This is a genomic window from Nitrospira sp. SG-bin1, from assembly GCA_002083365.1.
In the GTDB taxonomy this organism is placed as follows: domain Bacteria; phylum Nitrospirota; class Nitrospiria; order Nitrospirales; family Nitrospiraceae; genus Nitrospira_D.
The window spans coordinates 1-17,088 of the sequence record LVWS01000026.1 but is presented as its reverse complement, the minus strand read 5'-3'; the positions used below and the strand labels follow the sequence as shown (position 1 = coordinate 17,088).

The window sequence follows — 17,088 nt, the reverse complement described above, 5'->3', positions numbered from 1 at the left end:
CCGTCACCGTTTCTTGCGGCTGCCTGAAGGCGTCTTGAGCGCCGGCTTGGCCCGCCTCGAAGACTTTGACACCTCCGCGGACTTCACCGTCTTGGCGCGCGCCATCGCGGTTTTCTTGGATGCTGACGGCTTGGCGTCCGCTTCGGCGATCGCAGCCTGTGCCGCCGCCAGCCGCGCAATGGCCACTCGGAACGGCGAACAACTCACATAGTCCAACCCGAGCCGATGGCAAAACTCGACGGAGCTGGGATCGCCGCCATGTTCACCGCAGATGCCCAACTTGATGCCGGCCCTCGTCTTGCGCCCGCCTTCGATCGCCTGTTTCATCAGTGAACCGACGCCTTCGCGGTCGAGCACGGCGAAGGGATCCGAATCCATGATCTTCTCGGCCCTATAGAAATCGATGAACTTGGCCGCATCGTCGCGCGAGAAGCCAAACGTCGTCTGCGTCAGGTCGTTCGTCCCAAACGAGAAGAATTCCGCCTCCCGCGCGATCCGATCGGCCGTCACTGCCGCGCGCGGCAACTCGATCATCGTGCCGACCAAGTAATTCAATTTCACGCCGTACCGTTTCATCGTCTCCTGTGCGACCTCTCTCACCAAATCTTTCTGGGATTTCATTTCGGAGACCATGCCCACGAGGGGAATCATGATCTCCGGCACGATCTTCTTGCCTTCCTTCGCCAACTCGCAGGCCGCTTCCATGATCCCCCTCGCCTGCATGCGGGTGATTTCCGGCATCGTGATTCCCAGCCGACATCCCCGCAGACCGAGCATGGGGTTGAATTCATGGAGTTCCTCCACTCGGGTCAGCAATCGGCGTTTCTCCTCGAGCTTGGACCCGTCATTCCCCGTCAACTCAAGTTGCGCGATCTCAACCATGAGTTCCTCGCGCTTCGGCAAAAACTCGTGGAGCGGCGGATCGAGCAAACGGATTGTGACCGGGAAACCCTCCATCTCCCGATAGAGCCCGATAAAATCTTGTTTTTGCAACGGCAACAGTTGATCAAGAAATTTTTCACGTTCTTCCTTGGTCCGTGCCAAGATCATCTTTTGCATGATCGAAATACGGTCTTCTGCGAAGAACATGTGTTCGGTCCGGCACAATCCGATGCCTTCCGCTCCGAAGCCTCTCGCGATCCTGGCCTGGTCGGGCACGTCGGCGTTGGCCCGAACGCGCAACCGGCGTTGGTCGTCGGCCCACGAGAGCAACGTGGCGAACAGCTGGTACTTCGGCGACTTTTTGGCATCCAGCTTCCCTTGCACCACTTGAATGATTTCCGACTCCACCACCGGGACGTCGCCGTCGTAGACATTCCCGGTCGACCCGTTGACGGAGATATAATCCCCTTCGTGGAACACCTTCGACCCGATCCGCACCGATTGGACATCGACCACCTGGACCGCTTCACAGCCGGCCACGCACACTTTGCCCATCTGCCGCGCCACCACCGCCGCATGCGACGTCATCCCGCCGCGCGCGGTCAGGAATCCGGTCGCCGCGTTCATGCCGTGAATGTCGTCCGGGCTGGTTTCCTCTCGAACGAGCACGACCCGTTGACCGGCCGCCTTCATCTCGACTGCGCGGTCAGGGGTCAGCGCGATCTTCCCCGCCGCCGCACCGGGACCGGCCGGCAACCCCTTACCCAATGGGATCGAGCTGGATTCTACTTTCGAGTCAAAAATTGGATAGAGGTATTGCGCTAATTGATCGGGGCCGACCCGCTGCACCGCTTCACGCTTGGTAATCAATCCTTCCTTCACCATGTCGACGGCGATACGCACCGCCGAGATCCCGGTCCGCTTTCCGACACGCGTCTGCAGCATGTAGAGCTTGCCCTCCTGGATTGTGAATTCCAGGTCGAGCATGTCTCGGTAATGCTTTTCCAGTTTCTTATAGGTGTGTTCGAGGTCCTTGTAGGCAGCCGGAACATTTTTAGCGAGCGCGCTGACCGGCAGCGGCGTTCTGATGCCGGCCACGACGTCTTCGCCCTGCGCATTCATCAGGCATTCGCCGAAGAATTTATGTTCACCGGTGTTCGGATCGCGGGTGAATGCCACACCGGTCCCGCTGGTATCGCCCATGTTGCCAAACACCATCGCGACCACGTTGACGGCGGTACCCCAATGGTCCGGAATCCCGTTCAACCGCCGATAGGTAATGGCGCGTGCACCATTCCACGACGAGAAGACGGCATTGATCGCCATCCGGAGCTGTTCGATCGGATCATCCGGAAACTCCTTCCCGGTTTCTTCCTTCACCAACGACTTGAATCGCCCAACGAGATCCCGCAAGCCCCGCGCGTCCAATTGCGTCTCGTGGGTCACGCCCATTTCTTCTTTCTTATGGTTCAGAATCGCTTCAAAATGTTCGCGGGGCACCCCCATCACGATATTGCCGAACATCGTGACGAAGCGACGATAGCTGTCTTGGGCGAACCGCTCGTTCTTCGTCTTGGCGGCAAGCCCTTCCACCGTCTTCAGCGTAAGGCCCACATTGAGCACCGTGTCCATCATGCCCGGCATCGAGGCCCGGGCACCGGATCGCACGGACACTAGCAACGGCTTTTCGGGATTGCCGAATCCCATGCCCATCGATCGCTCCACACGCTTCAGGGCGGCCAACGTCGCCTCCCACATCCCTGGTGGATATTTCTTACCGTACTTATAGTATTCGATACAGGCTTCCGTCGTGATCGTGAAACCGGGCGGGACGGAGATACCGAGATTCGTCATCTCGGCCAATCCCGCACCCTTTCCACCGAGCAGCTCCTTCATGTTCGAGGTGCCCTCGGCTTTGCCGTCGCCGAAATAGTAGACGTATTTCTTTGCCACGTGACTTCTCCTTCCAGGAAGTGTGCGTATCAATGAGCGGGCGACGCGCGACGACCGTCCGCCGATTCCAGACGGAGCCGATAGCGGTTCACCAAGAACCATTTCGCTCGTACGCCACCGATGATAATAGCAGCGACAAACAGCATCAGCATCAACAACCGATAGTCAGCCCGAATACCTTGATCGACGTAGTACTGGCCGTCAAGCCCTTTCTTGAGCTTCATGTCGGGCTGGAGATAATGGGGTGTTCCGCTCGGGTCGGAGAGGTTAAGCCATTCGGAACAGAGCCGAACCGGTTCATTGGTTCCCGGCACCGACTGCCACGTGAGACGAAGACACACATCCTGCTTGGCATTGAAAAAATCGGGCGTCTTGACCAAGTCATCCAGATTGATGCCGCTGAGCGCAAGCCCGCCGAGAAGAATGGCATTGCACAGCACCACCAGGATCAGCGAGACCACAAGAGAAAATCGTCGGATCTTGTCCGCCCGACGGGATTCGTCCGTCATCGGCTGATCCATGACCACTCCCGTTGTGTCCGATCCGCTCTAGAGCAGTCCGTTGTCCGCCCGATTCAACCTACCGCCCTTGTACCACAATCCGGGAAAAGTCCGCGAATGACATGAACAGATCATCGACCTTTTTGAGCAGCGACAGCCGATTGCCGCGGATCGCCTTATCTTCTGCGTTGACCATCACGGCTTCAAAAAATGCATCAATACTGGGCCTAAGCCCTACCAAGACATTCAATGCCTCATGATAGTCGCCGGCCGTCAGGTCCAATCCCATCTTCTCTCCGTCTACGTTGAGTACATTGTAAAGCGCCGATTCTGAGGCATCCTGAAATTTCGCCGGATCAACCGGCAGGTGTTCCCACTGTTCTTTTTCTACCAGGCGGTGAGCCCGCTTGAAACCGACGATCAAGGGATCGAACTCCGGTTTGCTCGTCACGGCTTCGAGCGCCTTCATCTTCTGCACCAGATCGACGAGGTCCAGCGGTTTGTCACGAACGGGCTGGAGAACCGCATCAATGACGTCATCTCTCAAGAGGTGTACCACTCGGCTGTAATGCCGAACCCGCTCCAAGATAAAGTCCGTGATCCGACTGACGCCGTGCCGCTCTGAATCCTGAAGTCCTTTGAAACCGTCATCTGAAACGAGACTTCGCGCGTGATGAATGTATCTCGCCACATCCGTACGGAGATTACCTTCGAGAATAATCCGCACAATCGCTGTCGCGTGCCGCCGGAGTGCAAAGGGATCTTCCGAACCGGTGGGCACGATCCCGACATGGAAAAACGCGGCAATGGAGTCCAGTCGATCGGCCAGAGAAAGAAACTGTCCCGACAATGTCTTGGGCAACTCCCCTTCGATCGCCTTGGGAAGATACTGCTCACGAATGGCTTGAGCCACCGCGGGAGATTCTCCATCGTGCAGGGCATACTCGCCACCCATGATGCCTTGCAACTCCGGAAACTCACCCACTATGCCGGTCACGAGATCGGCTTTGCACAACGACGCCGCTCGATCGCAAACCTGACGAAGCTCATCTTGCTCGGAATATAGGTGACCGACCATGAAGCCGGCTAGTTTTTTGACCCGCTCCTGCTTCTGCGCCATCGTGCCGAGCTTGTGATGGAACGTGACCCCGCTCAACTTTTTCGTCCGCTCTTCAAGAGACACCTTTCGATCTTCGTCGAAAAAGAATTTGGCATCTGCTAATCGCGCCGCCAATACCCGCTCGTTGCCTTCGCGAATGAGCGTCATGTTCTTGACGGGATTGTTGGCCACGGCAATGAAATGCGCCGCCAGTTTCCCGGTGCTCTTTTGCCGTAACGAAAAAAATCCTTGGTGCTCCTTCATCGAGGTGATGAGAATCTCCTCCGGCACGTCCAGATAAGCGTCCTTGAATGACCCGATGACCGAGACCGGATGCTCCGTCGAGTACACCGCCTGGTCGAGCAAGGCTTCGTCTTCGTTCAATTGAAAGCCGGTCTTGCGGCAAATGGCGGCGATCTGTTCCTCAATCAGTTTGCGGCGGCGCTGGGGATCGACGATGACGCCTTGACGCTCCAATGCACCAATGTAGGAAGCGGCATCTCGAACGGATACCCATTTCCCTGCACCCAAGACCCGATGGCCCTTCGTCCGATTCGATGCCGTGATCCCGGCCGCTTCGATAGGAAGCACCGAGCCTCCTAAGAGTGCCACGATCCATCGGACCGGACGGGCGAAGCGTACACCGGTTTCATTCCATTTCATCGCCTTGGGAAACGCAAGATCCGACACCAGTTGCGGCAGCGTTTCGGTCAGCACCGCCGCAACCGGACGGCCTTCTTCACGCTTCACCGCGAACAAATACTCGCCTTTCGGGGTCCGGCGTATCTGCAGATCCTGGACGGCGACACCTTGACCCGAGGCGAATCCTGTGGCTGCCCTGGTCGGCTGGCCGGTTTGGTCGAACGCGACGGCCTTCGAGGGTCCCATCGCCTCTTTCGTCATGGAGGTCTGCTTCGTCGCCAGACCATCCACCACGATCGTGAGTCGACGCGGTGTGCCCATGGTGCGGACAGATTGAAAAGTGAGCCGCAGATCGTTCAATGAACGTTCGACTGATTCCTTGAGGGACGCCAGCGCGGGGACAATGAATTGATAGGGCAGTTCCTCCACACCGATCTCCAGCAGCAATTCAGCCACGGAAGGTGCGGATGTCCCTCCGCCTTTCCTGGGCGCGCTCCGATGTCCTGCTTTCTTTTTCGTCGGCATAACAGACTACGTTCGACCCGCTCCGGCTTTTGAGCGGGCTTTGACGGACTTCACGGCTTTACTCTCACGAGTCAACAACGGATGGCCCATCGCCGCCCGCTCTTCGATATAGCGCTCGGCACAGTGCCTGGCCAGCGCCCGTACTCTGGCGATGTAGCCGGTCCGTTCCGCGACACTGATGGCACCACGTGCATCCAGGAGGTTGAACGCATGGGACGACTTGATGCAGTAGTCGTAGGCCGGCAGAGTCAACCGCTTGTCGGTCTGCACCAGCAGCCGCTTGCACTCCGCCTCATACGACTGAAACATCTGCATCAGCATCGGCACGTCGCCCTCTTCGAAGTTGTAGCGCGACCCCTGCACCTCGGTTTCATGATGAATGTCACCGTATTTGATCGAATCCGTCCAGGCCAGATCAAATACGTTGTTCACCTGCTGCAAATACATGGCGATCCGCTCGGTCCCATACGTGATTTCACCCGTGATCGGGCTGAGCTCGATCCCGCCGATTTCTTGAAAGTAGGTGAATTGGGTGATCTCCATCCCATCCAACCGCACTTCCCAGCCGAGCCCCCACGCTCCCAACGTCGGCGATTCCCAATCATCCTGGATGAAGCGGATGTCGTGTTGCTTCGGATCGATTCCCAGCCGGGCCAGACTCTCCAGATACAGCTCCTGGATGTTGTCGGGCGCCGGTTTTAGGACAACCTGATACTGATAATAATGCTGCATGCGGTTGGGATTTTCCCCATAGCGGCCGTCCGTCGGACGACGGCAGGGCTGTGCATAGGCCGCCCGCCACGGTTCCGGTCCGAGTGATCGCAAAAAGGTGGCCGGATGAAACGTCCCCGCACCCATTTCCATGTCATAGGGTTGATGGACGACACAACCGTGATCGGCCCAGAATCGATGGAGGGCAAGGATAAGTTCTTGGAATGTCACTGAACCTACAGCCTGGTCGGGAGAGGTGATTCGATGCTTTCTTTAGTGGTGCAAAGCTAGCAAGAATGCTTTTCCTCTGTCAAGGAATGCTCTCTGGATCAATCACTTGCAAATGAAGCGATCCGGCATGGATGCCTGTCGTGATTTAAACGACATCGGTCGTCACACCGAGATAACGTTCGAGCGAACCTCCATTGTTATATGTGCGACTGATCACGATATTTGTTCAGCCGTTCTCAGCCAAACCAATATGTAACTCGGAACATCGACTCGCCCTTCACACCGGTCATCAAGCTGCTCCACTGAACTGAACGATCAGCGCGAAGCGGTCAACCACGGAACTTTTCCCGCTTAGCATTCCTTCAAACCTCTTGCGAGACCACCCTTCAACACCACGGTCTTCGCCAACAGATCCGTGTAGAGAAGTTTCAGGAAATCGTTCTCATACTGCAGCTCTCTGAGGCGTTTCGCATCGGACGATCTTCGATTTTGCTCTTCAATTGATTTGAACCTGTACATAACGACCTCCTATTCGAGATGACCGTTGAAAAACACCTGCGTATCGCTTTGCATCACATCTACGTCGATTTTCACTTCTACAGACGAGACACTTGATAACCTGCAAGGTCGATTCCACATCAACCCCGACTTCAAGAGGATAGAAACCCCATCACCTTCGTTAGGTATATGGATCATGTGATTCGAAAAAAAATGAGGGACTCGCCAAACTGTTGGATATGAAGGCGTATCTATTCAGATACTGAAGTGATCGGAAACCATACCGTCAGGAAACGATTCACGAGATGCGCACGAGGAGGAACTACGATAATAAGAGGTTAGAGGATAATTATTCTGAGGCCTTTTCAGACCTTCACCGCAACTTCACCACCGTCACGCCATCCCCTCCCTCGGCTCGATCACCCGCACGAAACTCTGCCACAGAGGGCGACTCGTTCAGATACTCGCGCAGGGCGGATTTGAGCCGTCTGATTCCCCAGTCAACGTAGCCATTAAGGACTGACAGTCTGATCACACACCGCAAACCGTTCGCTGCCCCTACCGCACTACCAATTCACCGGCTTCAGATCTGGCCCGACGATGTGCCCGTGCAGCGCCGGGCCCTCGTGATTTACGTCATGCGTAAAATGCCCGCCGTACCAGATCACGACATCGTGATTGTTGATCGCTTCACCATTGACCCAGCGGTCAATATCAGCTTCATACGGCGGCCCTACGGCAACCACACCGTCGTCGATCTCACTGCCGTGATAGCGCAAGACCCAAACATCGCCCCGGCCGAACGGCGAGTCAGGCATGGCTGTGGCCATCCCATCACCGGCATTCGGCACGATCTCATAGCCCTCGCCCGTAAGGGTGTTCTCAACACGCCATTTGCGCTTGCGTGCGAAGTCACGAGGGCGGCGGATTTCGAAGCGTTTGTCGTGCCACTTACTGGCGCCGATGAGCGGCGGATCGTTGAACTCGCGCACGCGATTGTTGCCGGCGGTGCGAATATCAAAGTCGAGCCGCCAGTAGACATGGTGGTGGTGGACGTTGCACACACAGGTACTCTCGACCGCGGCAAACGCGAACCGTGGGCGAATTGTGCCGTTGGCATGCAGCCGCCACTGACTGATGTACCGATACCAGCCGGCCTCCATTTCGCTTACAAACACAACCTCGTTAAACAGGACATAGATACCGACACCAAGGAAGTTACCGGTATCCGATCCGGTGTCGATGATAGTCCGGGCTGGTGCTGGGCAGAAAAGAAAACCCGGCGCCACGTCAGTGCCGGTCGCCTGGATCATGCCTTCTTGGTACTGCCAGTCGCGATAAGGCCCACAGGCATTGCCATCGTACTTGACGTTCAAAATCGGCACGTGCGCGCGGTAAAGAACCCGTTTACCTTTGTAGTCGACATAACGCAGCTCGATTCCGGAGCCGTTGGTTCCACTCGAAGCAGCCGGCCGCACCGCTAGAAAGCGCCATAGCGTCTGCCCTCCTTGCGTTACCGTCACCCAGACCTGCCCGGCGGTACCTTTCGAGGCCGTGGCCTGGTTGGCGTCGTGCGGCACACCGCACAAGCCCCGGTTGCGGGGCCGGACATTCGGCGGTACACGTTCTTCGTAGCGCATGATCTGCCGACGCGCCAGGTCAACCGCCACAATCTCGTGCTGCGCGTCTCCGCCGCGGGGCAGCAACCCGATCGCAATACACCGCTCGATACGGCCATCCGGCAATTCATTCAACGCAAGGGCGGGAATAGGCTGATAAGTCTCGATTTGGCGCGCATCAAGCGCCGCGGCAAACGTCGGATCGCCACGGAGAATTCTCACGGCGGCGGTAAACTCCTCGCCCGACGGGTGCGGCGGCAGCGCCGATTCGGTGATATCCACGCGCCGCGCATCGCGCAAGCCGCCGTCGACGAAGATCGTGCGGTGGTTTGTGCTGTCATACAGCGTAGCCCGAAATCGTTTGGGCGGCTGAGGCTTTTTCCCCTTATCACCATCATCATCAAGCGCTTCAACGTACAGCAATCGCGTCTTGCTTCGACCGATGTACTTGCGTACCTGTTCCAGTGTCAGCACACGTTCCCCGATCGCCTGTAGTTCTTCACGGGTCGGACCGAATGGCGAGACCGTCACCTTGAGATCAGCATTGGGCTTTCCCTTCCTCGGCATTGGTGATCTCCTTTCTCAGTAGCACAGGCACGAGACTCTGGCTGATCAACGGACAGCCAAACTCACCGGTGAGTGAAGCCTCGGTCGCTTAACAAACCCTTGCGCTTCTGGTCAGTCCGTCCTTCAACGACGAGAACTTCTGCAGCAGATCGGCGTACAGAAGCTTGAGCAGGCCGTTCTCTTGCTCCAATTCTCTTAGGCGCTTCATCTTCGGTGCCTTCCGACCCTTCGTTTCACAGAATGTTGTTTTGCGCATGATGACCCTCTTGGTTAGACATAGTTCCTACGTGAACGTTCTTCAAAGGCTGATCGATGACAAGACCCTGAAAATTTAGACTCGTGATAAACAGTTCCTGTACAAACCTGAGGCATGCAACGACAAAGCAAACTTGATACCATGCAAAAACTACATATGACGAGTTACTCAAAATCACCACAAGAGCAGTCAGTTACACCACCAAGGGAACCACATAGGGTATGGAGCGGATTGATGGCTGAATCAGATGCGGTATCGAGTTAGATACTGGGTGGATCAAAAACTATACAGGGGAGCATCGAAATATGTTGAAGCCCCCTGCCACATGAAAAACACACGAAAACACTCACCGCAATTTTGCGACGGTCACGCCATCTCCGCCCTCGGCTTTGTCACCTGGGCGAAAGTTGGCCACATAGGGCGAATCTTTCAGATAGTCGCGCAAGACGGATTTGAGTCGACCGGTCCCATGGCCATGAATAATCCGGAGATACGGAGCTCCGTCGAGAGTTGCCCGATCCAAGGCTGCCACGACTTGATCCAGCGCTTCATCGGCCGCTTGCCCTCGCACATCCACCACCGTCTGTTCATCCAGCCCCAGTCTACTACTCGTTGGAACCGGGCGAGGACGTGACGGGGATGATGTCATTCGTTCTATCGTCGCGTCTTGTTCCTGCTCGATGCCGACGAGGTTCGACACGCTGGCCAAAATTTCACCCTCCCCGACCTTGACGCGGACACGTTTTTTCCCTTGTGGCGTTTCCAACAGACTCCCCACCATGCCCAAGCCGGTGATTTCCACGACGTCGCCGATACCGAGTTGCTCCAGTGGGATCGATCCGCCGGCCGGCACAAGTTCCTGCCTGACTTTCGTCTCCAACTCATGCAACCGCTCTTTCGTCTCCTTGGCCTTGATGAGTTTCTGCTCACGCTTCAAGGAATCGACGGTGGCCTGGACTTCAGCCCGTGCCCGTTGAAATTGTTCGCCGAGTTTTTTCTTGAGCCCCCGTCGAGCTTCCTGCTCTGCTTCCTGGAGTTGAATTCGAAGCGCTTCCGCGTCACGAGCCGCCTGTTCGGCTTCTTGTCTGGCCAGTCGGGCCCTCTCACCATCTTCCGCCAATTGGCGTTGTTGGCGCTGTAAATCTGCCATTAATTCGTCGAGGCGTCGGTCTTCGCGACGCAACCGCTTCCTCGCATCGTCCAAAATATCTTGATCCATGCCGAGCCGACCGGCGATCTCCAGAGCAGACGACCCGCCTGGAATTCCGATGAACAATCGATAGGTCGGCGCCAGACGTTCGACATCGAATTCCACGCTGGCGTTGGCGAACCCGCGCGTCGTCTGCGCCAATTCTTTCAGTCCGCCATAGTGTGTGGTCGCCACGACTTTCATGTTCATCTCGGACAAACGGCGCAGGAGTGCTTCCGCCAATGCCGCCCCTTCTTGAGGATCGGTCGAGGTCACCGGCTCATCAAGCAGCACCAGGAAGCGCGGCGCGGAACGTTCCGTCGACATTGGCACGGCAGGACTCTCGGAAAGAAGTCGGATCATGTGCGTCATGTGAGCGGAAAAACTGGATAGATCGCGGCTCAAATCCTGCGCATCGCCGATATCGGCATAGAGATCGGTAAACAGGGCCATCTCAGACTCCGGCGCACAGGGGAGATGCAACCCCGCCCGCACCATGAGCGCAAACAACCCGACGATCTTAAGGGTGACGGTCTTCCCTCCCGTATTCGGCCCGGAGATGACGAGCACGCGGATCGTTTCGTCCATGTAGATGTCGTTCGCCACGACCTGATCTTTTGCGATGAGCAACAGCGGATGCCGGGCCTGCTTGAGCATCACCCGACCATCTTCATTCAATGCGACGGGGTTGCACTTCAGTCGGCGGCCCATCTCGGCTTTCGCTCTGATCACATCCCATTCAGCCAGTACTTCGATCCCTGGCTCGATCTCGGCAGCTTTTGACGCCACCAACGCGGAGAGTTCCCGGAGGATACGCTGAACCTCACGCTCAATTTCCAGATCCGCCACCTTGATGGAATTGTTGAGCTCAACCAACTCTCGGGGTTCCAGAAAAACGGTCGCTCCGCTGGCCGACACATCGTGCACAATCCCGGGAATTCTCCCGCGCATGTCCGCCTTCACCGGCACCACATACCGTCCCTCCCGTTGGGCAAAGTACGACTCTTGTAACACCTCCTCATAGCGCTTCGAATGAAGGATCTGCTCCAGATGCTGCCGCATGTCCTGCTTCAACCCCTGCGCTTGGTGCGTCAGGCGCCGCAGCTCCGGCGAAGCCGTATCTTTCATGGAACCGTCGGACTGAATCGCGACGTCAATGGCTTTCAGGACCACGTTCAACGTTTTTGTGGCATGAAGCGGTGCCAAGACCCGTTCCAGGGTCTCCATCTCGCCTTTGTGAGAGCCGGCATATCGTTCTACCTCCGCCATCAGAGCCAGCACGGCCACACAGTCTCGTAACTCACCGGCTTCAAGGACCCCACCCTTCTTGGATCGAGTCAGCTGTTCACGAATGTCGGGAAAGGTGAGGACCGGCATCGGATCACTCCCTTCCAGCAACCTCGCCATTTCGGTCGTCTCTTGTTGACGCCGCCAGGCATCCGAAAACTCATTCGCAAGGGAAAGCGTCCGGCATCTTGCGATCCCCACAGTGGACTGCGCCTGCTGGGCCAGGCATTCCAATACACGAGGCCACTCCAGTACCTGCATCGCATGATCTGATAAGGTCATACTCATGTCGAATGGAGAACACACCGGACCGAACCTGAAACTTTAACGGAGATCGTGCAAGATCGGCAACGCTTGGAACTACCAGATCTTTTTACCTTTTTCATCCCATCGACCTCCCCAAACCTTGACAAGAAGGAGAGGGCATCGATACTATCGCTTGTTCCACTGTAACGCCCGTTATACTGAACCCCATCATCACGTAGAGGATTACGCTATGGCCATTCGAATTGGAATCAATGGATTCGGACGCATCGGGCGCAACGTCTTGCGCGCTTCGATGGGCGACAAAGATCTGCAGATCGTCGCCATCAACGATCTCACGGACGCCAAAACGCTTGCTTATCTTCTCAAATACGACTCCGTGCACGGAACCCTGCCGGCCACGGTGGAGGCCAAGGAAAACCAGATTCTCGTCGATGGGACACCCATTCAAGTCCTCGCGATCAAAGATCCGAAGGAGTTGCCCTGGAAGGCACTGAACGTCGACGTGGTAATTGAATCGACCGGGCGATTCACCGATCGGGAAGCGGCCGGCAAACATCTCTCCGCCGGTGCCAAGCACGTGATTATTTCTGCTCCGGCGAAAGATCCCGATGTGACCATCGTCTTGGGTGTAAACGACAATAAGTTCGACCCGAAATCACATCATATTGTGTCCAATGCCTCTTGCACAACCAACTGCCTGGCTCCGGTCGCCAAAGTTCTGCTGGAAACGTTCGGCATCAAGCACGGAATCATGACGACGATCCATTCCTATACCAACGATCAGCAGTTGCTGGACCTGCCTCACAAAGACCTTCGACGTGCCCGCGCCGCCGGCATGTCGATGATTCCCACCAGCACCGGCGCGGCCAAAGCGCTGCACCTCGTGATTCCTGAACTCAAGGGCAAGTTGGATGGGCTCGCCATTCGGGTACCCACGCCGAACGTCTCACTGGTCGACCTGACGGTGGAAACCGAGAAGGATTGTGACGTCGCATCCGTCAATGCCGCCTTCAAGAAAGCCGCGGAGGGCCCCCTGAAGGGCATTCTCAAGTATTCCGAAGACCCTATCGTTTCGATCGACCAAAAAGGAGACGCTCACTCGGCCACCGTCGATGCCCCGTTGACCAACGTCGTGGACAAGCGCCTGGTCAAAGTCACGGCGTGGTACGACAACGAGTGGGGCTATTCCTGCCGCGTCCGCGACCTCGTCAAGGTTCTTGCCGGAAAATCGACGGCGGCCTAAAGGACTATGGCCGGAAAATGAGCGAAGCGGTTTTCACACCTATCCATCTCTCTCATTTCCACGCGTTCGGCGCCTAACTGAAGGAGCATCCGTGAACTTGCACAAACAAACCATCGACGATGTGCAACTTCGTGGCAAACGGGTCATCATCCGGGCCGATTTCAACGTTCCGCTCGATGAGTCACTGCAGATCACGGACGACACCCGCATTCGCTCGACCTTGCCCACGATCAATCGAGTGGTCGATGAGGGCGCTAAGGTCATCCTTTGCTCTCATCTCGGTCGCCCGAAGGGAGCCTTTGATCCAAAATACAGCCTCGCCCCGGTGGCCAAGCGTCTCGGACGACTGCTCGGAAAGGATGTCATTTTCGCACCGGACTGCATAGGTCCGGCCGTCGAAAAATTGGTCGCCAAGATGAAGGACGGGGATGTCCTCCTGCTGGAAAATCTCCGTTTTCATGCCGGCGAGGAAAAAAATGACGATGATTTTGCGAAGGCCCTCGCCTCGTTGGGTGACGTCTTCATCAATGACGCCTTTGGGGCGGCACACCGAGCCCATGCGTCGACGGTTGGAATCACCAAGCACATCAAGGATTCCGCGGCGGGAGCGCTGCTCAAGAAAGAAATCGAATATCTTGAAGGAGCCGTCGCCAATCCGGTCCGGCCGTTTGCCGCGATTCTCGGAGGAGCGAAGGTGTCGGGCAAGATCGGTGTGATTGAAAACCTGGGTAAGAAGGTCGATAAAGTCATCATCGGCGGCGGGATGGCCTTTACGTTCTTGAAGGCCAAAGGCATGGAGATCGGCAATTCTCTGTGCGAGATGGACATGCTGGACTTTGCCAGAGGTATCGAGGACCACGCCCTCTCACGCGGGGTCAAGTTCTACTTGCCCGTCGACTGTGTGGTCGCGGCCAGCCGAGAGGTGGGCGCAGAAACGAAAATCGTCCCGGTACAGGAAATTCCCAAAGGGTGGTATGCCCTCGATATCGGTCCGGCTTCCGTCAAACTTTTCAATGAGGCGGTCCAAAATGCCAAAACCATCCTATGGAACGGACCAATGGGGGTGTTTGAAATCGATGCGTATGCGAGAGGCACACTCGCCATGGCCCATGCCATCGCCGATGCCTACGCCCTGACGATCGTCGGCGGCGGCGAGACCGCCTTGGCCGTTCATCGGGCCGGTGTATCGGAGAATATGTCGTTTATCTCGACCGGTGGCGGCGCGGCCCTCGAATTGCTCGAAGGCAAAACGCTTCCGGGTCTCGCGGCCTTGCCTGACCGCCAAAACTGAACGACCATCTTCACACGCGAGAGACATCCAAGGATGACCGTGCGTCCTGTCCTGATCGTCGGCAATTGGAAAATGAACAAGACCGCGTCTGAAGCGGCCATTTTCATTCGCGAGTTGCTTACACGTCTTCCCGGTCCGTCCGCAACCGTTGAGCTCGTCGTCGCTCCTCCCTTTACCGCCTTGGAATCGGTGCGCAGGGCGCTGGGTGCTTCCGCTCCCATTCAACTTGGAGCGCAGGACATGTTCTGGGAAGATCACGGGGCCTATACCGGAGAGATTTCCGCGCCGATGCTGAAAGACCTGGGGTGTCGCTATGTGATTCTTGGCCATTCCGAACGGCGAACGCTCTTTGGCGAACAGGGCGACCTCATTCAAAAGAAAGTCCGAGCGGCACTCAAACACGGGCTCCGTCCGATTCTCTGCATCGGCGAGTCGCTCGCGCAACGAGAGAACGGTTCGACGGATGACGTCCTGACACGGCAATTGCGCGAGAGTCTGTCGGATCTGACCACGGAAGCGCTGGCTTCTGTCACCATCGCGTATGAACCGGTCTGGGCCATCGGCACCGGTAAGTCCGCGACGGTCGAGCAAGCGGTCGCCGCCCATCGCACCATTCGTGATGTCCTCGGCGCCATCCGAACTTCCTCGGTCGCAGACTGCACGAGGGTTCTTTATGGAGGAAGCGTCACACCCCAGAATATCGAATCGCTGCTGGCCTCGGATCAGATCGACGGCGCGCTCATCGGCGGTGCTTGTCTCCAAGTCGAGTCCTTTGCTACAATTGCCGCGGCCGCTTCAGCCGCTCGATCAATCGGAGTCTGAATCTCATGCTGTATACGTTGATTGTCATCGTCCATGTCTTCATCTGCTTTCTGATGATCGGAGCGATTCTTCTCCAATCGGGGAAAGGAGCGGAGATCGGTGCTGCTTTCGGAGGATCCAGTCAGACGGTGTTCGGCAGCCGTGGCCCGGCCAACTTTCTGAGCAAGCTGACCGTCGTCGTGGCAGCGGTATTCATGCTGACGTCCCTCAGCCTGGCCATTTTAGCCAAGCAACGAAACGTTTCTTCGACCGTCATCGATATGCAGCCCGCGAGTGAACCGGCTGCTCCCCAGGCTGCACCACCGGCTCAGTCTTCAGGCGAGTCGCATCCTTCTGGAGAGGCTCCCGCGTCGGGTCATTGATCCATACTTCGCCAACCGTCCTTGGTCGTTCGCCAGCCGAGAGAATCCGGTTCTATTACGCTCGATTGACAGTCGACGTGTATCGGATTGAAGCTTGCTTAGATACGCGTGAGCCAGGAGTCGTGCGTAGCATCTTCTCCGCGCACGATCGAAAAAAAGGCATCTTGGAGGCTGCGTGTAATCGGTCCAGGGGTACCAGTTCCGATGCGCCGGTTGTCGATTTCTCGGACCGGGGTCAACTCAGCCGCAGTTCCCGTCACGAAGACTTCGTCGGCGATATACATCTCATCGCGCGTAAACCGTTCTTCCACAACCTGGATGTCTCGCTCTTGAGCCAATTGGATGACGGAGTTTCGCGTGATTCCTTCGAGCACCGACGTCAACGGCGTCGTCTTGAGAACGCCCCGGCGAATGATGAACACGTTCTCTCCCGTTCCTTCGGCAACGTAGCCCTCGGGATCGAGAAGAATCGCCTCGTCATATCCGTCGGCCTTCGCCTGCCGTTTGGCCATGATGGAGTTCACATAATACCCGGAAATCTTTCCCCTGGTCATGGAGACATTCACATGGTGTCTCGTGAAGGACGATACACAGGCGCGCATCCCGTTGGCCAACGCGTCGTCACCCAAATAGGCTCCCCACCTCCAAGCGGCAATGCCCACGCGAATCGGATTGTCCCCTGGATGGACGCCCATCGCACCATATCCGATATAGACCAAGGGGCGAATGTAACAGGCATCGAGACGATTGATACGAACGGTCTCGATGATGGCATCGGCGATCTGCTTTTTGTCGTACGGCATGGCCATCATGCCGATATGAGCCGAATCAAACAGGCGATCGACATGTTCCTGAAGCCGAAAGATCGCGGACCCCGATTTCCCCTTGTAGCACCGAATCCCTTCAAACGCCGCAAGGCCGTAGTGCAGCGAATGGGTGAGAATATGAACATTGGCCTCTCCCCACTTCACAAACTGTCCGTCCATCCAAATCTTTTCAACCGGTTCCAACATCGAAGACAACTCCAGCAATGGATGATTGGCAGTTCCGAATCAATGGATGGAGGGACTATAGCCTGAGGTCACACGCGGGTCAAGCAAAGGGACCAGTGGGTGATGTCAAGCCGCGTGTGTAAATTGACGAA

The 17,088-nt window shown here is 56.7% G+C and carries 11 protein-coding genes; 4 read left to right on the top strand and 7 right to left on the bottom strand.

The features are described from left to right. Positions 1 to 3: 3 nt before the first annotated feature. The 6 genes from A4E19_01940 to A4E19_01915 all read right to left on the bottom strand — a co-directional run bounded on the left by A4E19_01940 (position 4) and on the right by A4E19_01915 (position 12,241). The gene (locus A4E19_01940) at positions 4 to 2,835 is read right to left on the bottom strand and encodes a pyruvate, phosphate dikinase (GenBank protein OQW34244.1); all 2,832 of its coding nucleotides are present in this window, start codon (positions 2,833 to 2,835) and stop codon (positions 4 to 6) included. Positions 2,836 to 2,864: 29 nt separating this feature from the next. Then, entirely contained in the window at positions 2,865 to 3,356 is a 492-nt protein-coding gene (locus A4E19_01935; GenBank protein OQW34243.1) for a hypothetical protein, read from the bottom strand. Between the two features lie 58 nt (positions 3,357 to 3,414). Continuing rightward, positions 3,415 to 5,601 carry a hypothetical protein gene (locus A4E19_01930; protein OQW34242.1) on the bottom strand — a complete coding sequence of 729 codons (2,187 nt, stop codon included), beginning with the start codon at positions 5,599 to 5,601 and terminating at the stop codon, positions 3,415 to 3,417. A gap of 6 nt (positions 5,602 to 5,607) precedes the next feature. Then, complete coding sequence (locus A4E19_01925; protein OQW34241.1) at positions 5,608 to 6,543, bottom strand: glycine--tRNA ligase subunit alpha; 936 nt, start codon at positions 6,541 to 6,543, stop codon at positions 5,608 to 5,610. 1,064 nt (positions 6,544 to 7,607) lie between these two features. Beyond that, positions 7,608 to 9,227, bottom strand: coding sequence for a hypothetical protein (locus tag A4E19_01920; GenBank protein ID OQW34240.1), 1,620 nt, complete (start codon positions 9,225 to 9,227; stop codon positions 7,608 to 7,610). Positions 9,228 to 9,829: 602 nt separating this feature from the next. Further along, positions 9,830 to 12,241, bottom strand: a complete 2,412-nt coding sequence (locus A4E19_01915) for a hypothetical protein (GenBank protein ID OQW34239.1) — start codon at positions 12,239 to 12,241, stop codon at positions 9,830 to 9,832. 214 nt (positions 12,242 to 12,455) lie between these two features. Between A4E19_01915 and A4E19_01910 the strand changes: the two genes are divergently transcribed. The 4 genes from A4E19_01910 (at position 12,456) to A4E19_01895 (ending at position 15,944) form a co-directional block, all read left to right on the top strand. Then, the gene (locus A4E19_01910) at positions 12,456 to 13,469 is read left to right on the top strand and encodes a type I glyceraldehyde-3-phosphate dehydrogenase (protein ID OQW34238.1); all 1,014 of its coding nucleotides are present in this window, start codon (positions 12,456 to 12,458) and stop codon (positions 13,467 to 13,469) included. A gap of 97 nt (positions 13,470 to 13,566) precedes the next feature. Next, on the top strand, positions 13,567 to 14,760 hold the full coding sequence (gene pgk / locus A4E19_01905) for a phosphoglycerate kinase (GenBank protein OQW34318.1): 1,194 nt from the start codon (positions 13,567 to 13,569) through the stop codon (positions 14,758 to 14,760). Between the two features lie 39 nt (positions 14,761 to 14,799). Then, complete coding sequence (gene tpiA, locus A4E19_01900) at positions 14,800 to 15,582, top strand: triose-phosphate isomerase (GenBank protein OQW34317.1); 783 nt, start codon at positions 14,800 to 14,802, stop codon at positions 15,580 to 15,582. Positions 15,583 to 15,590: 8 nt separating this feature from the next. After that, positions 15,591 to 15,944: a hypothetical protein gene (locus A4E19_01895; protein ID OQW34316.1), complete on the top strand. Its 354-nt coding sequence runs from the start codon at positions 15,591 to 15,593 to the stop codon at positions 15,942 to 15,944. A gap of 98 nt (positions 15,945 to 16,042) precedes the next feature. On the opposite strand, the gene A4E19_01890 is transcribed toward A4E19_01895, so the two are convergent. Next, positions 16,043 to 16,957 (bottom strand): branched chain amino acid aminotransferase, encoded by a 915-nt coding sequence (locus A4E19_01890; GenBank protein ID OQW34237.1) that lies wholly within the window; start codon positions 16,955 to 16,957, stop codon positions 16,043 to 16,045. Positions 16,958 to 17,088: the final 131 nt, after the last annotated feature.